The following is a 15,787-nucleotide window of genomic DNA, read 5'->3' as shown; positions in this document are numbered from 1 at the left end:
TAACTATTAAATATCTTTTTTGACGGCCAAAGCCCTCTCATAAATGTCATTTTTTTTCGCTCCTGTGAGCTTAACCACTAACTTAACTGCTTTTTTAACTGGCATATCGTCGAGCAAATCTTTTAGTAAATCATCAATATCAACATTTAGGTTACTCTGATCACTAATATCATTGGCATTATTACAGTCAATAACAACAACAAACTCTCCTCTTATAATGTCGGGATTACTTTTAAAAAAATCACAGACCTCTTCCACAGAACCAGCAACAAATTTCTCAAACTGCTTTGTAAGCTCCTTGGCAACAACAATATTGTTATGAGGCATAATCTCTAACAAATCATCTAAAAGATATGTAATTCTATGTACAGATTCATATATTATTACTGTTGCATTTGCCAGTTGCAGGTCACGAATTTGCTGTTGTCTTTTAGCCTGTTTCGCTGATAAAAATCCTTTAAACAGAAAACTATCCGAAGGTAAGCCCGCCGCAGATAATGCCGTTATTAATGCACTAACACCTGGTACAGGTACAACCTTATATCCACCGTTACGTAAGCTTGCAACTATCTTATAACCTGGATCTGAAATTAATGGTGTCCCTGCATCACTTACCAAAGCTATGCTATTATCGTTGCCTAAAAGCTCTTTGACATACTCAACTCGTGACTCCTCATTAAAATCATGACATGAGATCAACTTCTGATCACCACGAATATTGAGATTCGTCAATAGCTTGGCAGTCATACGCGTATCCTCTGCTAGAATCACATCCGCACTACTTAGAATACTCACAGCTCTATAGGTTATATCTTGCAAATTCCCAATAGGCGTTGCTACGACATAAAGAGTTCCTTTTTCTATACTATTCACCTATCATACCCACCAAATTTGTAATATCTCCGGCTCCTTGAATTAACACAACCGTATTATCATCCACAAGTTTCTCTAAAAAATAGAGCACATGATCAAAACTATCGGCCAAAAGTGCTTGGGGAATATTTTTGATAAGATCTTGACTCTCAGCCCCTTGTATAACATGTTCTCCTGCTGAATATGTAGGAAGTATTATTAGCTGGTCCGCTAAGGATAATGCCTTTGGCCAATCTATAAGCAAGTCTCTATTGCGTGTGTATCTATGTGGCTGAAAGACATGTATTATTTTTTTATTAGGATACTTATCTCTAACAGCTCCAAGACTGCTTGTAACTTCTACAGGATGATGCCCATAGTCATCAATAACAGAGATTCTATGACTTGATATCTGCTTATCATAAATATCAAACCTTCTTGCAACACCTTTTACAGTAGCTAGTGCATTATAGATATCTTCATATCCAAAACCCAAGTCCAAACACGCTACTACACATGCTGTAGCATTTTGAACATTATATTTACCAGGTAATTCTAATTCAAAATCATACTTGCCCGATTTGTACTCAACAGTGAAAGTAGTTAAATTATCACTCACTCTATAATTATATATTCGAGCATCTGAATTTATCGCAAAACCATAAGATACAATATTTCCTACTACTCGCGAACGATATTTTTCTAGCAAATCATTACAACCATGATCATCAACGCACAAATATATATTTTCGATACTCTCTTTCATCAAAAAATTTGCAAAGTTCTCAAGTAAATTGTCATAGCTATTTTTATATGTCGACATGTGATCAAGATCAATATTCGTAACTATTGCAACATTTGGATTTAAATATAAAAATGAAGCATCACTTTCATCTGCTTCTATAACCAATTTATCTGTGCCATTTACCTGAATATTTGAGTCAGTATATTTGACCACACCACCAACAACAAAACTACTAGTTGTATCAAGCTTACATAACAATGTCGCTAAAATACTTGATGTTGTAGTCTTACCATGAGTTCCCGTGACTGCAACACTATATCTAAAATCTTTCATTAATAATGCTAGAAACATAGCTCTTTGTAAGCTCTGCACTCCCAAAACACGCGCTTTTGATAACAAAGGATGGTTATCAAGTATAGCACTTGAGTACACTACCATATCGTAATCTGAAACATCAACACTATTAGGACTGGAGAATATTGAAATACCCAAAGACTCTAGTTTAATAGTTAATTTATTTGGAATACTATCATAACCAGCAACATCAGCACCAAGTCTTTTAGCTGCAATAGCTAACGCCGAGACACCAATACCGCCAACACCAAGGAACAATATTTTTTTCTTCAATCTAACTCTCAGAAGCAGTTATGCTAGTAGCTACTATTTATGAATATTTTAGCACAACGACTATTTTAGTCATAATCCTCGCCAATACTTAAATACTGCAAGACTAAGCTCTTTTAACATCCCTTTACCATCTGCAGCCTCAATACCATTATCTTTGCACCATTTTGTAAAAATAGTCCCACCATCTGAACTATACATTAAATCATAAGCAAATGCGCTTTTATTGAAGTTTGTTTTTTTTAAAGGAAGTAATTCACCATAAATACTTGATGATGTTGAATTAATCACGATATCAAATGACTCTTTGATATTATCAAAATCAATCACATTTATTTTAGCTTCTGATTTGAATAAATCTCTTATCACATCTGCTTTTGATTTAGTTCTATTAGTAATACTTACAGATAATGGTGACTCTTTAATAACCGCAGCAACAACCGCTTTAGCAGCTCCTCCAGCTCCTACTACAAGAACTTTTTTAACCCTAAAATCTATTTTATAGTTATTCTTGATATCATTAACTATACCCAAACCATCATAGTTTAGAGCTATCATTTTACGATCATCAGTAAAAACAACATTGCTAGCAGCTTTAACAGCCTTGGCAGTATCATCGGCATCATCTGCCAATTCATATACTTTTTCTTTATGCGGAACAGTTACACTTAACCCTTTAATTTGAGAATTATCACGGAACTCCTGAATCTTTGTCTCTAAATCTTCTGGATTAACTTCAATAGCTGTAAAAAGTATATCTTGATTGTATTGCTCTGCTAATTCCATTTGAATTTTAGGAGATAAGCTATGCTTAACCGGATAACCGATTACGTGATATAAATCTATCATACAACAAAAAACTATTTATAAAATTTATCGAAATTATACCATAGTAACTATCATTAGCTTGAATACTGAAATGAAAATAAATATTATAGAAGAACATAATTAAATATACTTATTATCAAAAATGAAAAGAATATCTATGCTGCTTGTCTGTGGTTTCTGCTTTGCTAATAGTTTTGGTGCAAACATAACTGATACTAACTCAACAAACTCAGTAGTAAGTGGATCTACAATAATAATGAACTCTGCAACTGATACAAAAAAAAGTAGCACTACACCTATGCCAATGAACGCAACACCTTCTCCTTTAAGTAAAGAAGCTAAAGAAGGTACTATACCAGCTATAGATCAACCAAAGCAACAAGAGCAACTAGTCGGCTCAAACTCAGCAACTTGGACACCAGCATACTTAAGTGTTAAAAAATTCAAAAAGTGCTTGGCTGTTGAAAACTATAGAGGCTGGCAAGGCTACTGCCTACCGTCTGAGAAACCTAAAAAATGTCCTGATGAATCTTGGGATCAATTGTCAGAAATGAACCTAATACCCTGCACCAACCCTAGCAATTAGTATTTGACTAATCTAGGTTTTTTCTATAGAATACCGAAACTATTTCTGTAATGTATTAAATAAAGATTAGAATTTTAAAGAGGAAACTAAAATGAAAAGAACATTCCAACCTTCAAACTTAAAAAGAAAAAGAACTCATGGCTTCCGTGCTCGTATGAAGACACTAAGCGGAAGAAAAGTTATTAGAAACAGAAGAGCTAAAGGTAGAGCTAAGCTTGCAGCGTAATTTTTGCTTAACAAAGCAAAATATACTAGATAAAAGTGAGATTAAGCAAGCCTTTGACAATGTAGATACAAAACTTGGAACTCTGCATTTCACATTCCTTTTAAGTCATAGAACTCATAAAGAACCTGGCATGTGTGCAATCTTACCCAAAAAAAGCATTAAGAAAGCTACTAAAAGAAATCTTTGTAGAAGAATTATTAAAGAATCTTTTCGCTTACACAAAGATCTCTTAGAACACAAAAGCTTGATAGTTTTAAGTAAAAAAACAGCATCTCAAGCTACTAAGGAAGAATTGTGGCAATCGATAAAAAATTTAGAAAATTTTTTAAGAGAATTACACTAGCTCCTTTTATAGCTATAATCAATCTATATCGCTATTGTATAAGTCCCTTTATACCTGCTAGATGCAGATATTATCCTACTTGTTCAGAATATGCTCTAGAAGCTCTAAAAACTCATGGTATACTAAAGGGATTATATTTAAGTACCCGTAGGCTCTTGAGATGTCATCCATTTGCAAAAAGAGACTACTACGATCCGGTTCCTTGTAAAAATAAAAAGGTTAATAATAAACAATGAAAGCTAATCATATAAGAATACTACTGTTAGTCACGATAGCTATAATGCTTATCTCATTGATGGGTAGATGGGAGCAAACTTTCCCATCAAACAGCAGTCAATCACAAACGACTCAGACTCAACAAGATAATAGTCACTATAATAGTGATACTCCTGCTACAACAAATGTATCAACATCTGATGCAAAAGCATCACTAACGAAAACCACAAGTTTCTCAAAATATGATGATGCTAAAAGCGTGACTATTAATACAGATGTATTCAAAAATCTTAAGATCAGCTTACTTGATGGTGCTATCATATCTGCATCATTAGAGGATTATAGTGTAAGTCTTGATGATAAGACACCAATGGCTTTACTTACTGACGAACAAGGTTCAGAATATATTGCCAAAAGCACAATTGTTATCAACAAAAAGCCTGTTGATGTCAATTTTGAAAGCCAAGGAATCAAAAAAGAAAATGGTAAACAGGTACTAACTCTTACTGGAAGTGTTGATGGTCTAGAAATAACTAGAACATACACTTTTGATGATGCTAAATACAATATTTCTGTATCTCAGAATATTAAAAACACCACATCAGAGCCTGTAAATGTTATTATTGATGATTCATTAGCAAGGGACTTTAATCCAGCTGGTGATAGCTTTAGTCTATTAAATGCTCACAGTTACACTTTTACTGGTGTTGCTTACTCTACAGCTAATGATTCTTTCAGAAAAGAATCTTTCAAAGATATTTCAAAGACTAACGGTCAACCTACAGTTATAAATAGCCAAGGCCTAGGTTGGGTTGCATTTATACAGCATTACTTCGTAAGTGCTTGGATTCCACAATCAAATGACTCAAAAATATACTATAAAAATCTAAACAATGATGTCTTTGAAGCTGGGGCTTACACTGGATTTTCGATCGCATCTGGTCAATCAGAAAATATAAATTCAGTACTATATAGCGGACCAATCATCAAAGCTAACTTAGTAGATTTAGCTCCTAATCTAGAAAAAACTCTAGATTACGGAATGTTATCATTTTTCTCAGAAATAATCTTCTGGGTGATGAATCAAATACATTCACTTGTAGGTAACTGGGGCTTAGCAATTATTCTAGTTACTTGCTTAATCAAACTTATATTCTACCCTCTTTCTGCTAAGAGTTATCGCTCTATGGCAAAAATGAGAATGCTACAACCTAGAATCAAACGCTTACAAGAAACATATAAAGATGATCGTCAAGCTCTAGGCAAGAAAATGATGGAGATGTATAAAGAAGAGAAGGTGAACCCTCTAAGTGGTTGTTTACCTATGCTTATACAGATTCCTATTTTCATTTCACTATACTGGGTATTACTTGAATCTGTAGAGTTAAGACAAGCTCCATTTATCTTCTGGATTCATGACTTATCAATGAAGGATCCTTACTTTGTATTACCTATACTTATGGGTATATCAATGTTCTTACAGCAAAAATTATCTCCAGCACCTGCAGATCCTATGCAAGCGAAGATAATGATGTTCTTACCTGTGATATTTACATTCTTATTTGCTTCATTCCCATCTGGTCTAGTACTATACTGGTTAACTAACAACGTAATTAGTATCTTACAACAATGGATTATCACAAGACACTACCAAGCTACTCATAAAAAATAATATGGATAAATCTCTACTTAAACCAAAATATTGGGGTTTATGGGTTGTAATCTGGACAGCTAAAATTTTAGTAAATATACTCCCGTATAAGATACTAATGCATCTTGCTGTAGGTATCGGATTTTTGATGAAACCACTAATGAAAAGACGTCTAGAGATCACAAAGATAAATCTTAAAATAGCTTTCCCAAATAAATCAGATCGAGAGATAGAAAACCTTACAAAAGAATGTTATAAATCTGCAAGCATGGCTGGATTTGAGAGTCTAATATCATGGTTTATGACAGATAAAAATTTTCAAAAAATTCCTGTAGATACTTCAGAATTTGAAACATTTATGGAGGTTCATAACAATAAAAATAAAACATTGTTAGCTTTAGGGTTTCATTTTCATTGTTTAGAAATAGCAGGTAGATACTGCGGTAGTAATTTAAAAAAAATATCTATCATGTATCAAAAACATAAAAATCCTTTAATGGAGCATATAATAACTTCTTCACGAAAAAAGCACATTGATGTATGTTTCCAGCGTAAAAATATTGTATCGGCAATTAAAAGTTTAAAAAAAGGTTATACATTATGGTATGCTCCAGACCAAGATTTTAAAGAACATTCTGTTTTCGCTCCTTTTTTCAATAAAAAATGCTCTACTTTAACAGTAACTCCATGGCTTGCTAAAAAAACAGGTGCAACAGTCATTCCGTTATTTTATGTTAGAAAAAATGATTTATCTGGGTATAAACTTATTTCAGGTGAGCCCGTGGAATTTACTGGAGATGAGTACAACGATGCAGCGCTAACAAATAAAACTCTAGAAAAGTTTATATTAAGATATCCTGAACAGTATTTATGGCAACACCGTCGTTATAAGACAAGACCACCAGGAGAAGAAAAGATTTATTAATGTTTATGATTAAAAAAGTGTATGTTAAAATAGATTTAACATTTTAATTTAAAGATACTAATGAAAAATAACAAGCTTGAACCTAAAAACTGGGGCATTTGGGTTATCGTAGGGATAATGAATTTTGGCTCCAAGTTACCGCTTTTTACTCATAAGTATATAGTGCTTGCTATTGGTATTATTATTAAGCCGTTCTTAAAAAGTAGAAATCGAATCGCAAGAGAGAATCTTAAAATCGCCTTTCCTGAAAAATCTAACAAAGAAATTAATAAACTAGTTAATAAAAGTTATTACTCAATGGTTTTATCAGGAGCTGAAACTACAGCTGCTTGGTTTTTATCAAAAAAAAGGTTCAATAAAATAAAATTTGAATGGGAAGGAGATTCATTAGGTATATTCAAAAAATATCATAAAAATCCAAATACAAATGTTATCTTCTTAGGGTTTCACTTTCATTGTATCGAAATAGTTGGTCGTTATGTTGCTGAGAATCACCCTCCTCTAACTGTTATGTATCAGAAAAACAACAATGAGCTTCTTGAAGAATTAATTAAAAAATATCGTGAAAAAAACATATATAGATGTCTTGATAGTAAAAATTTAATAAGTGTTATAAAAAGTATAAAAAGGGGGTACTCAATGTGGTATGCGCCTGATCAGGATTTCGGCTTAGAAAGCACTGGTCTTGAGAATTCAGTATTCGCTCCTTTTTTTGGAACTCTGTGCTCAACATTAACAGTAACTCCATGGTTAGCTGAAAAAACAAATTCGATAGTGTTACCTGTCTATTATGTTAGAGAAAAATGTCTAAAAAAGTATAAAATAGTTTTCGGAGAGCCACTAGAGTTCACAGGGGATGCGTATAAAGATGCAGAGATGACAAATAAATTCCTTGAAGATGCTATAAGAAAATATCCAGAGCAATATTTGTGGCAGCATCGTCGTTATAGAACTAGACCAAATGGCGAACCTCAAATATATTAAGAGTACCATTAGTATGCTAGCAGATAAGAAAAATGGATTTTCGTTAGTTGAATTAATGGTTGTGATTGCAATAATAGCAATTCTCGCCTCTATAGGCCTACCAATGTATAACAACTATATACTAAGAAATCACCGAACAGAAGCAACATCTGAACTGCTTTCAGCAGCAAGTGCCGCGGATAATTTTGAGATCCGTTTTGGCTCATTTCCTTCTGGTAGTAGCATAAATAACTTCTATCATGAGAATACTGCAAATAATTACTATCTACTTTCATATTGTTCTGGGGAACCTGAATGTCCTGATGTAAGCTATGTAATAACAGCAACAGCACAGAACTCACAAACAGCTGATACCCCGTGTAGAAATATAGAGCTTGAAGTTGATGGTGGTATCGTAAATAAAACTCCCACCGAATGTTGGAATTAAAATATTACATCAAACTAAATAAGGATTAAAAATGGCTAGTTATAGTACAAATGAGTTTAAAGGTGGCTTAAAGATTCTAATTGATGGTAACCCAATGGTTATTGTTGAGAACGAGTTTGTAAAGCCAGGAAAGGGACAAGCATTTAATAGAGTTAAATTAAAAAACCTATTAAATGACAGAGTAGTTGAAAAAACTTTTAAATCTGGAGAATCTGTTGAGGCTGCTGATGTTGAAGAATTAAATGCTGTTTACTCTTACTTTGATGGGGATAGCTATGTTTTTATGCATCCAGAAACTTTTGAGCAATATATGGTTTCTCAAGAAGCTCTTGGTGAAACAAAGAAATGGCTCAAAGACCAAGATGAATATCAGATAATACTATTCAATGGGCAACCTATTTCAATAGTTGCTCCTAACTTTGTTAATCTTGAAATTGTTGAAACAGATCCAGGTCTTAAAGGTGATACAGCAGGTACAGGTGGTAAACCAGCAACATTATCAACAGGTGCTGTAGTACGCGTACCTCTTTTTGTACAAACTGGGGAAATTATAAAAGTTGATACTAGAACTTCAACTTATGTATCTAGAGTAAAGGATTAGGCACATGCAATCTACAGATAATCTAGTCTGGATTGATCTTGAGATGACAGGTTTAGATGTTGATAGTTGTAGAATTATTGAAATAGCTGCAATTATCACAGATAAAAATCTAAATATAATTGCTGAAGCTGAACCAATTGCAATTCATCAGCCTGATGAAATTTTAAACTCAATGAATGAATGGTGTATAAAAGTTCACGGTGAAACTGGTCTAACTCAAAAAGTCAAAGATAGTAAAACCTCTTTGAAGCAAGCTGAGCAAAAAATTCTTGAGTTTATAAAAGAGTATGTACCATTCCAAAGTTCTCCTTTATGTGGTAACTCGATATGGCAGGATAGAAGATTCTTAGCAAAATATATGCCTGATATTGATAACTATTGTCATTACAGAATGCTTGATGTTACAAGCTTGAAGCTTCTCAATGAGTATTGGGGTGATGGCGAAAGTTTCTATAAAAAATCTACACATAAAGCTCTAGATGATATACGTGAGTCTATAAATGAATTAAAATTCTATAGACAAAAACTTCTGTTCAAATAAATTGCCTTTGTTACAAACATCTCAAAAAACTCTAACAATAAGTGATAGTAATTATCATTATCTAAACTAGATGTATATTTTATGTTGTGCTATGATAAATACACCCCTTTCTAGATGAGATGGTTTATCTAATAAAAATGAGGAATAAAAATATGAATAAGAAATTAGCAATACTTAGTATAACTATTAGTATCTTAGCCTGTAGTTTCTCATATGCAAATCTAAAACAACGTCAATCAACTCATAACAGTAGAGCTGATGCAAAACAATCTGCTTACCGTATGCCAACAAGTCAAAGATTAGACTCTCCTCGAAGCAGCACTTCTCCTACTTCTAGTGTTGGACCTGAGGATATGGTTATATCTAAATTACATGCAAGAGGATAGCCTAAACCATTTTTAGTAATGGTAATATTACAAATCTATAGATATACTGAAACTTCTAAACTAAAAGTATTCATATTACTTCCATCATAAAACTTTTGATATGCCCACTCTGGACCAAATATAACATCTTCATCGAAATATGCACTTTGTGCTGAAAATATCAGCTGCTTCTGAATACCATACATAGATAGTCCATCTTGAATAGGATTTCCAGATATCAACATTGGAATTGCAGCAGCATTATAAGTTTGCCCATATGACACACCAAAATTTGTACTTCGCCCTCTAAACATCAAGCTATAATTAAATGCAGTATACCAAGCACCTGTATAAACATTATTGCCTGTAGCATTAAAATCAAAAACGTCTGTCGATGTTGCCCATCCCGTATTAAATTGAAAAATCCCACCATATAACTCATATGCAAGGGTTGTATCTATGTTATAAACACCTATAACTTTATCAGGCGCAATTAAAGATATGTTTCTATTATCTGCTCCATTTAAGTTATATACGTATCCAGTATTAAAACCTAATGTTATATCTTTTGTTAAAGAATCAGCATAAAAAAGTCCCGCTGAAAAGTCTGCTTTTTTTTCATCACTTCCAAATACAGCCACACTTAAATTTAACGCTTGAGTTTTATAATTTAAAGATATATTAGAGGTCTTTCCAACACTAAGATAGTTAGCAATACTTGCAGTTGAGGGTCCTCCACCACCAAATGAGGAAACGCTAAGCTGACTACGTCCTGCTGTCACAAAAAAAGGAGAAAAGGTTGGGTTACCAAAAATAACAAATGCATTATTGAGAGAAAACTCTTCATCCTCTCCAGAGCTAATATCATATGATGCTGTAACGTAGTCTCCAATATTTGCTAGTATATGAAGAGCAGCATCCATCAAATAGATATTCTGCCCAGTATTAGAAAAATTTGAAATACGTTCATTCTCAAAATTTACTCTTTTAATACTATCTCCAAACCAAGTCTGTGCATTAAAAGTGATTAATCCTCCAAAAAATATCTCATACTCATCAAACTTATCTCTTTGACCAATAACAGTACTCGCAAATAAATTTGATGGAATTTGTCCAATAGGAATACTATTATTCCCAGAATAAGATCCTATAAATGCAGCTTGACCTTGACTTGTTATAACAGGAGCTTCTCCAACATTAATCCCTTTTCTTGTATCAAAAACACCCTCCAATGATTTTTCTTCTGAACTTATTTCTTTACTACTTAAATTTAGAGTATCTATTGAACTTTGTTCATAATTATAATTACTTCTAACTAAAAGTTTCTCTTTTGCTTCATCATCCATTAATACTTTTGATGAATATGTGGAGAAAGATGATTTTTTTTGCATGCTTTTCTGTTTCTCTAAATTACTTATTTCAGACTGTAAACTTTTTATTTGCTCCTGTAGTTGTAATATGGAATCTAAAGTGATTTTTTTTGTATCTGCATGTAAGTAATTAAAACTAGATATGAATAGAATATATAAGACTGTACCTTTAAAAATACCCTTCACATTAATTACCTTATTAAGAAATTTAATTATTTTTATTGCTTAAAATAAATCTTGATATGTTGATTCAACAAATGGACTTCTCCCTTGCTCCTAAAAGAAATACATTTATTAAATTTAGAAAATTTTCTGCAACTCTTCTTATTAAGTAATTATGCTTCTTACATAAGCTAAACTTAAATCTATAGTATTGATACTACTTATAAATTTACTTGATAAACCTATATCATTTTTTATTACAAAGGTTTAATTATATTTTTTCGTAAAAATTTATTTTTATATTTTTTTAAAATTTATTATCCATAATTTCTATTAATTATGTTAAGATCACAACTAGGTATGCTCGAGAGTATGCTTAGTTTCAAATTAATTTTATGAAAAACTTGAGAGGAGTTTTTATGTCGAAGTTTGTCTATGCCTTCAGTGAAGGTAATAAATCTATGCGTGATTTGTTAGGTGGTAAAGGAGCTAATCTTAGTGAAATGCTTAACAGTGGATTGCCTGTACCAGACGGTTTTACAGTAACTACAGAAGCATGCCTGAAATACTATGATGATCGTCAAAACCTAAACGATCAAGTTAAAGAGCAAATTTTTGCAAATGTTGCAGATTTAGAAAAAAGAACTGGCAAAACTTTTGGTGGTGGAAGTAATCCGCTACTTGTATCTGTGCGTTCTGGTGCTAGAGTTTCTATGCCAGGTATGATGGATACAGTTCTAAACCTTGGTCTAAATGATGAAGTTGCAAGAGCGATGGTAGCAAAGACAAATAATGAGCAATTCGTTTACGACAGCTATAGAAGATTCATAATGATGTTTGCAGATGTTGTTATGGACTGTGAGAAAAAACCTTTCGATAAAATACTCGATGATAAAAAAGAAAAAAGAAATGTCAAAAATGACTGTGATCTAAGTGCTCAAGACTACAAAGATATTGTTGCCGAATATAAGAAAATCTACAAAAATCTAGTTGGTAAAGAATTCCCAACAAACCCTGTTGAGCAACTTTTAGCAGCTGTCGAAGCTGTATTTAGATCATGGAATGCTGAAAGAGCAATCATATATAGAGAAATCAATAATATCTCGAATAACTGGGGTACAGCTGTTAATGTCCAAGAAATGGTTTACGGTAACTCTGGTAATAATTCTGGCACAGGTGTTGCTTTTACAAGAAACCCTTCTACTGGTGAGAATGAACTTTTTGGTGAATACCTAATTAATGCCCAAGGTGAGGATGTAGTTGCAGGAACAAGAACACCTGCACATATCTCAACTTTGAAAGATAAAATGCCAGAAGTTTTTAATGATTTTGTAAAAATTGCTAAAAACTTAGAAAAAGTATACAAAGATATGCAAGATATGGAGTTTACTATCGAGGATGGTAAGCTTTTCATGTTACAAACAAGAAATGGTAAAAGAACTGCAAAAGCAGCTTTGAAAATAGCTGTTGATATGGCTAAAGAAGGTCTAATCACAAATCAAGAAGCTGTGATGATGGTTGAGCCTCATTTATTAGAGCAATTATTACATCCTAAATTTGATGAGAAAGCTCTAGCTTCTAAGCGCCCTCTTGGTTCTGCATTAGGTGCTTCACCAGGTGCTGCAAGTGGTAGAATATATTTTGATGTTGAATCACTGCTAGCTGCAAAAGCTCGTGGTGAAGAAAAAACGATCCTAGTAAGAATCGAAACATCTCCTGAAGATATAGCGGGTATGAATGCTTGTCATGGTATCTTAACTCTACGTGGTGGTATGACATCTCACGCTGCTGTAGTAGCTCGTGGCATGGGTAAATGTTGTGTATCTGGACTAGAGACAGCAAGAATCGACGAAGATAAAAAAACTATTACATTCGAGAGAGGTCAAGTATTCTCTGAAGGTGATTATTTATCACTTGATGGGACAAAGGGTACTGTATACAGAGGTATTATCAAAACTGTTGATCCTGAAGTTACTCAAGACTTTGAAGAGTTTATGAAGTTCGTTGATAACGTGCGTAAACTTCGTGTAAGATGTAATGCTGATACTTATAAAGATGCATCTATTGCAAGAGCATTTGGTGCTGAAGGTATTGGCTTATGCCGTACAGAGCATATGTTCTTTGAAGAAGATCGTATATCTTATGTTAGACAAATGATCCTAGCTAAAGATAAAAAAGAAAGACAAAGAGCTTTAGACAAGCTACTTCCTGTACAGCAACAAGATTTTGAAGAGCTTTTTGAAGCTATGGATAATTTAGCTGTGACTATCAGATTTATAGATCCTCCTTTACATGAGTTTTTACCTCATGAAACTGATGAGATTGATGATTTGGCTCGTGAGTTCAATATTAGCTATAGTGAGTTGGAAGCTCGTATAGAAGCTCTAAGCGAGATGAACCCTATGATGGGGCATAGAGGTTGTAGACTTGCTGTAACATATCCAGAAATCATCGAAATGCAAACTAAAGCTATCATTTATGCCGCGATATCAAGTAAACGTATGGGAATTGAAGTTAAACCTGAGCTTATGATTCCACTAGTTAGTACTCTTGGTGAGTTTAAATTACTAAGTGGTATTGTTAGAGAAGTTGCTGATACAATTCTTAAGCGTGAAAAAATCGACATTGACTATAAAGTCGGTGTAATGCTAGAAACTCCACGTGGTGCTATTGGTGCTGGTATGCTTGCTGAAGCTGGTAGTGAGTTCTTCTCATTTGGTACAAATGACTTAACTCAGATGACTTTTGGTTTCAGTAGAGACGATGCTAACAAGTTTATTAAAGACTATCTTGAGAAAGGTATTTTAAGCTTTGATCCATTTGCTAGACTAGATCCTAAAGGTGTAGGTAAACTGATGGAAATCGCTAAAGAAGGTGTCAAAGCTGTTAACCCTAATGCTAAAATGGGTATATGTGGTGAGCATGGTGGTGAACCATATTCTGTTGGTTTCTGTCATGACTTAGATCTTGATTATGTATCTTGTTCTCCTTTTAGAGTTCCTATAGCAAGACTATCTGCTGCTCAAGCAAAAATTTATGCTGACCGTAGATAATTAACTATCTTTTAAATTCTTCTCTTTCAAAAAATTTCACTAGTAAAGCTAAATCAAGGTTTACTCTAAAATATTATATGGCTACAATAACTGTATTGAGTTTTATATAGTGATATTTTAAATGAAATATCCTTTAATCAAAAGCTAAGGGAAAATGCATAAAAAAGTAGATTCATGTATGCAGATACGAAGACAAAAAGGGAATAATTTCTCTACTGTCGAAGCATTCGGCAGTGGTAGTTTAGCCACTGCTATGTTTTCTCAAAAAATCAAGTCTCAAAGTAATTCTTCTCAAGCACTCCTCTCCCTCAGCACAAAACTCCTCTGTCTATAATTTTAGACATTGTTGCATAAAAATATATTTTAAATAATTACAAAATATCGAGGGTCAATATGATAGATAAAATTTGGAAAAATGGCGAGATAATCTCCTATGAAGATGCAAAAGTTGGTATAAACACTCATTCTTTGCACTACGGTTCATCTGTATTTGAAGGCATACGAGCTTATGATACTCCTAATGGTGTAGGTGTCTTGAAGCTAAAAGAACATATGCAAAGATTCATGTACTCGATGAATGTACTAGGTATGACATGCAAATATACTCTTGATGAGCTATGTCAAGCTGTATTAGATACTGTCAAAGCTAGCGGCAAAAAATCTTGCTATATAAGACCTTTAGCATATTTTGCTGAGGGAGGAGTTAGTGTTTTACCTGCGAAAGACCATCCTGTTGATATTACTATCTATTGTATTGATATGGGTAAATATATGGCTGCTGATAAAGTAGATATCAAAGTTAGTAAATATATTAGAATTCATCCACGCTCTACTGTCTGTGATGCAAAAATTGGTGGTCACTATGTCAATAGTATATTAGCTTCTAGGGAAACTCTTGGTACACATTATCATGAGTCTCTACTTCTAGATGCTGATGGCAATGTGGCTGAAGGTGCAGCAATGAATGTCTTTTTTATAAAAGATAATGAAGTTATAACAACTCCTTTGGGAACTATATTAGATGGGATAACTCGCAAGCTTATAATCCAAATTGCTAAAGATCTAGGTTATAAAATCACAGAACGCTTATTTAAAGTTGATGAGCTAATAAATGCAGATGAAGTGTTTTTCTGTGGAACTGCTGCTGAAATCACCCCTGTGGCAAGTATTGATGACAACAAATTAAGACGCTCAGATTACACGATAACAAAACAAATAAAAGAAGTGTTTGAGAAGTTAAAACAAGGACAAGTTTACAAGGAAGCTCTAACTTATATATAAGGAGTCC

General features: G+C 33.3%; 17 protein-coding genes. 13 read left to right on the top strand and 4 right to left on the bottom strand.

Going from position 1 to position 15,787, the window contains the following annotated elements:
• Positions 1 to 6: 6 nt before the first annotated feature.
• From rsmI to aroE, 3 genes are all read right to left on the bottom strand, one after another.
• Complete coding sequence (rsmI, locus tag ACKTR7_RS07030) at positions 7 to 873, bottom strand: 16S rRNA (cytidine(1402)-2'-O)-methyltransferase (protein ID WP_407877643.1); 867 nt, start codon at positions 871 to 873, stop codon at positions 7 to 9.
• Positions 866 to 2,224, bottom strand: coding sequence for a UDP-N-acetylmuramate--L-alanine ligase (gene murC / locus ACKTR7_RS07025; RefSeq protein ID WP_407877642.1), 1,359 nt, complete (start codon positions 2,222 to 2,224; stop codon positions 866 to 868). Before murC ends, rsmI begins: the two co-directional genes overlap by 8 nt.
• 69 nt (positions 2,225 to 2,293) lie before the next feature.
• Positions 2,294 to 3,070, bottom strand: coding sequence for a shikimate dehydrogenase (gene aroE, locus ACKTR7_RS07020; RefSeq protein WP_407877641.1), 777 nt, complete (start codon positions 3,068 to 3,070; stop codon positions 2,294 to 2,296).
• Between the two features lie 121 nt (positions 3,071 to 3,191).
• Here aroE and ACKTR7_RS07015 point away from each other — a divergent pair, with 121 nt between their 5' ends.
• The 11 genes from ACKTR7_RS07015 to ACKTR7_RS06965 all read left to right on the top strand — a co-directional run bounded on the left by ACKTR7_RS07015 (position 3,192) and on the right by ACKTR7_RS06965 (position 9,935).
• The gene (locus tag ACKTR7_RS07015; RefSeq protein ID WP_407877640.1) at positions 3,192 to 3,635 is read left to right on the top strand and encodes a hypothetical protein; all 444 of its coding nucleotides are present in this window, start codon (positions 3,192 to 3,194) and stop codon (positions 3,633 to 3,635) included.
• Positions 3,636 to 3,726: 91 nt separating this feature from the next.
• A complete protein-coding gene (gene rpmH / locus ACKTR7_RS07010; protein ID WP_003014180.1) occupies positions 3,727 to 3,861 on the top strand; it encodes a 50S ribosomal protein L34 in 135 nt (44 codons plus the stop codon).
• Positions 3,851 to 4,204, top strand: a complete 354-nt coding sequence (rnpA, locus tag ACKTR7_RS07005) for a ribonuclease P protein component (protein ID WP_407877639.1) — start codon at positions 3,851 to 3,853, stop codon at positions 4,202 to 4,204. Before rpmH ends, rnpA begins: the two co-directional genes overlap by 11 nt.
• Complete coding sequence (gene yidD / locus ACKTR7_RS07000) at positions 4,156 to 4,440, top strand: membrane protein insertion efficiency factor YidD (protein ID WP_004286782.1); 285 nt, start codon at positions 4,156 to 4,158, stop codon at positions 4,438 to 4,440. Before rnpA ends, yidD begins: the two co-directional genes overlap by 49 nt.
• Positions 4,437 to 6,092, top strand: coding sequence for a membrane protein insertase YidC (gene yidC / locus ACKTR7_RS06995; protein WP_407877638.1), 1,656 nt, complete (start codon positions 4,437 to 4,439; stop codon positions 6,090 to 6,092). Before yidD ends, yidC begins: the two co-directional genes overlap by 4 nt.
• A gap of 1 nt (position 6,093) precedes the next feature.
• Positions 6,094 to 6,996 carry an LpxL/LpxP family acyltransferase gene (locus tag ACKTR7_RS06990; protein WP_407877637.1) on the top strand — a complete coding sequence of 301 codons (903 nt, stop codon included), beginning with the start codon at positions 6,094 to 6,096 and terminating at the stop codon, positions 6,994 to 6,996.
• Between the two features lie 60 nt (positions 6,997 to 7,056).
• On the top strand, positions 7,057 to 7,980 hold the full coding sequence (locus ACKTR7_RS06985) for a lysophospholipid acyltransferase family protein (protein WP_407877636.1): 924 nt from the start codon (positions 7,057 to 7,059) through the stop codon (positions 7,978 to 7,980).
• A gap of 13 nt (positions 7,981 to 7,993) precedes the next feature.
• The gene (locus tag ACKTR7_RS06980; protein ID WP_044525365.1) at positions 7,994 to 8,407 is read left to right on the top strand and encodes a type IV pilin protein; all 414 of its coding nucleotides are present in this window, start codon (positions 7,994 to 7,996) and stop codon (positions 8,405 to 8,407) included.
• Between the two features lie 31 nt (positions 8,408 to 8,438).
• On the top strand, positions 8,439 to 9,008 hold the full coding sequence (gene efp, locus ACKTR7_RS06975) for an elongation factor P (protein WP_044525364.1): 570 nt from the start codon (positions 8,439 to 8,441) through the stop codon (positions 9,006 to 9,008).
• Positions 9,009 to 9,012: 4 nt separating this feature from the next.
• Positions 9,013 to 9,549 carry an oligoribonuclease gene (gene orn, locus ACKTR7_RS06970; protein WP_407877635.1) on the top strand — a complete coding sequence of 179 codons (537 nt, stop codon included), beginning with the start codon at positions 9,013 to 9,015 and terminating at the stop codon, positions 9,547 to 9,549.
• Positions 9,550 to 9,701: 152 nt separating this feature from the next.
• A complete protein-coding gene (locus ACKTR7_RS06965) occupies positions 9,702 to 9,935 on the top strand; it encodes a hypothetical protein (RefSeq protein ID WP_407877634.1) in 234 nt (77 codons plus the stop codon).
• A gap of 35 nt (positions 9,936 to 9,970) precedes the next feature.
• Here the strand turns inward: ACKTR7_RS06965 and ACKTR7_RS06960 are convergent, their stop codons facing one another.
• Positions 9,971 to 11,470, bottom strand: coding sequence for a DUF3573 domain-containing protein (locus ACKTR7_RS06960; protein WP_407877633.1), 1,500 nt, complete (start codon positions 11,468 to 11,470; stop codon positions 9,971 to 9,973).
• A 395-nt stretch (positions 11,471 to 11,865) separates the two neighbouring features.
• Between ACKTR7_RS06960 and ppdK the strand changes: the two genes are divergently transcribed.
• Both ppdK and ACKTR7_RS06950 read left to right on the top strand, forming a co-directional pair.
• Entirely contained in the window at positions 11,866 to 14,499 is a 2,634-nt protein-coding gene (gene ppdK / locus ACKTR7_RS06955) for a pyruvate, phosphate dikinase (RefSeq protein WP_407877632.1), read from the top strand.
• 393 nt (positions 14,500 to 14,892) lie between these two features.
• The gene (locus ACKTR7_RS06950) at positions 14,893 to 15,780 is read left to right on the top strand and encodes a branched-chain amino acid transaminase (protein WP_407877631.1); all 888 of its coding nucleotides are present in this window, start codon (positions 14,893 to 14,895) and stop codon (positions 15,778 to 15,780) included.
• Positions 15,781 to 15,787: the final 7 nt, after the last annotated feature.

The organism is Francisella sciaenopsi, assembly GCF_045862875.1.
GTDB lineage: Bacteria > Pseudomonadota > Gammaproteobacteria > Francisellales > Francisellaceae > Francisella > Francisella sciaenopsi.
Note: the sequence above shows the minus strand (reverse complement) of the source record. Positions and strands in the feature narration are given on the sequence as shown.

Excerpts from the sequence above, each read along its gene's own strand:
- ACKTR7_RS06990 (WP_407877637.1), top strand. The coding sequence starts at position 6,094 with ATGGATAAATCTCTACTTAAACCAAAATATTGGGGTTTATGGGTTGTA.
- orn (WP_407877635.1), top strand. The coding sequence starts at position 9,013 with ATGCAATCTACAGATAATCTAGTCTGGATTGATCTTGAGATGACAGGT.
- ACKTR7_RS06980 (WP_044525365.1), top strand. The coding sequence starts at position 7,994 with ATGCTAGCAGATAAGAAAAATGGATTTTCGTTAGTTGAATTAATGGTT.
- yidC (WP_407877638.1), top strand. The coding sequence starts at position 4,437 with ATGAAAGCTAATCATATAAGAATACTACTGTTAGTCACGATAGCTATA.
- ACKTR7_RS07015 (WP_407877640.1), top strand. The coding sequence starts at position 3,192 with ATGAAAAGAATATCTATGCTGCTTGTCTGTGGTTTCTGCTTTGCTAAT.
- ACKTR7_RS06985 (WP_407877636.1), top strand. The coding sequence starts at position 7,057 with ATGAAAAATAACAAGCTTGAACCTAAAAACTGGGGCATTTGGGTTATC.
- ppdK (WP_407877632.1), top strand. The coding sequence starts at position 11,866 with ATGTCGAAGTTTGTCTATGCCTTCAGTGAAGGTAATAAATCTATGCGT.
- aroE (WP_407877641.1), bottom strand. The coding sequence starts at position 3,070 with ATGATAGATTTATATCACGTAATCGGTTATCCGGTTAAGCATAGCTTA.
- ACKTR7_RS06965 (WP_407877634.1), top strand. The coding sequence starts at position 9,702 with ATGAATAAGAAATTAGCAATACTTAGTATAACTATTAGTATCTTAGCC.
- efp (WP_044525364.1), top strand. The coding sequence starts at position 8,439 with ATGGCTAGTTATAGTACAAATGAGTTTAAAGGTGGCTTAAAGATTCTA.
- rpmH (WP_003014180.1), top strand. The coding sequence starts at position 3,727 with ATGAAAAGAACATTCCAACCTTCAAACTTAAAAAGAAAAAGAACTCAT.
- ACKTR7_RS06950 (WP_407877631.1), top strand. The coding sequence starts at position 14,893 with ATGATAGATAAAATTTGGAAAAATGGCGAGATAATCTCCTATGAAGAT.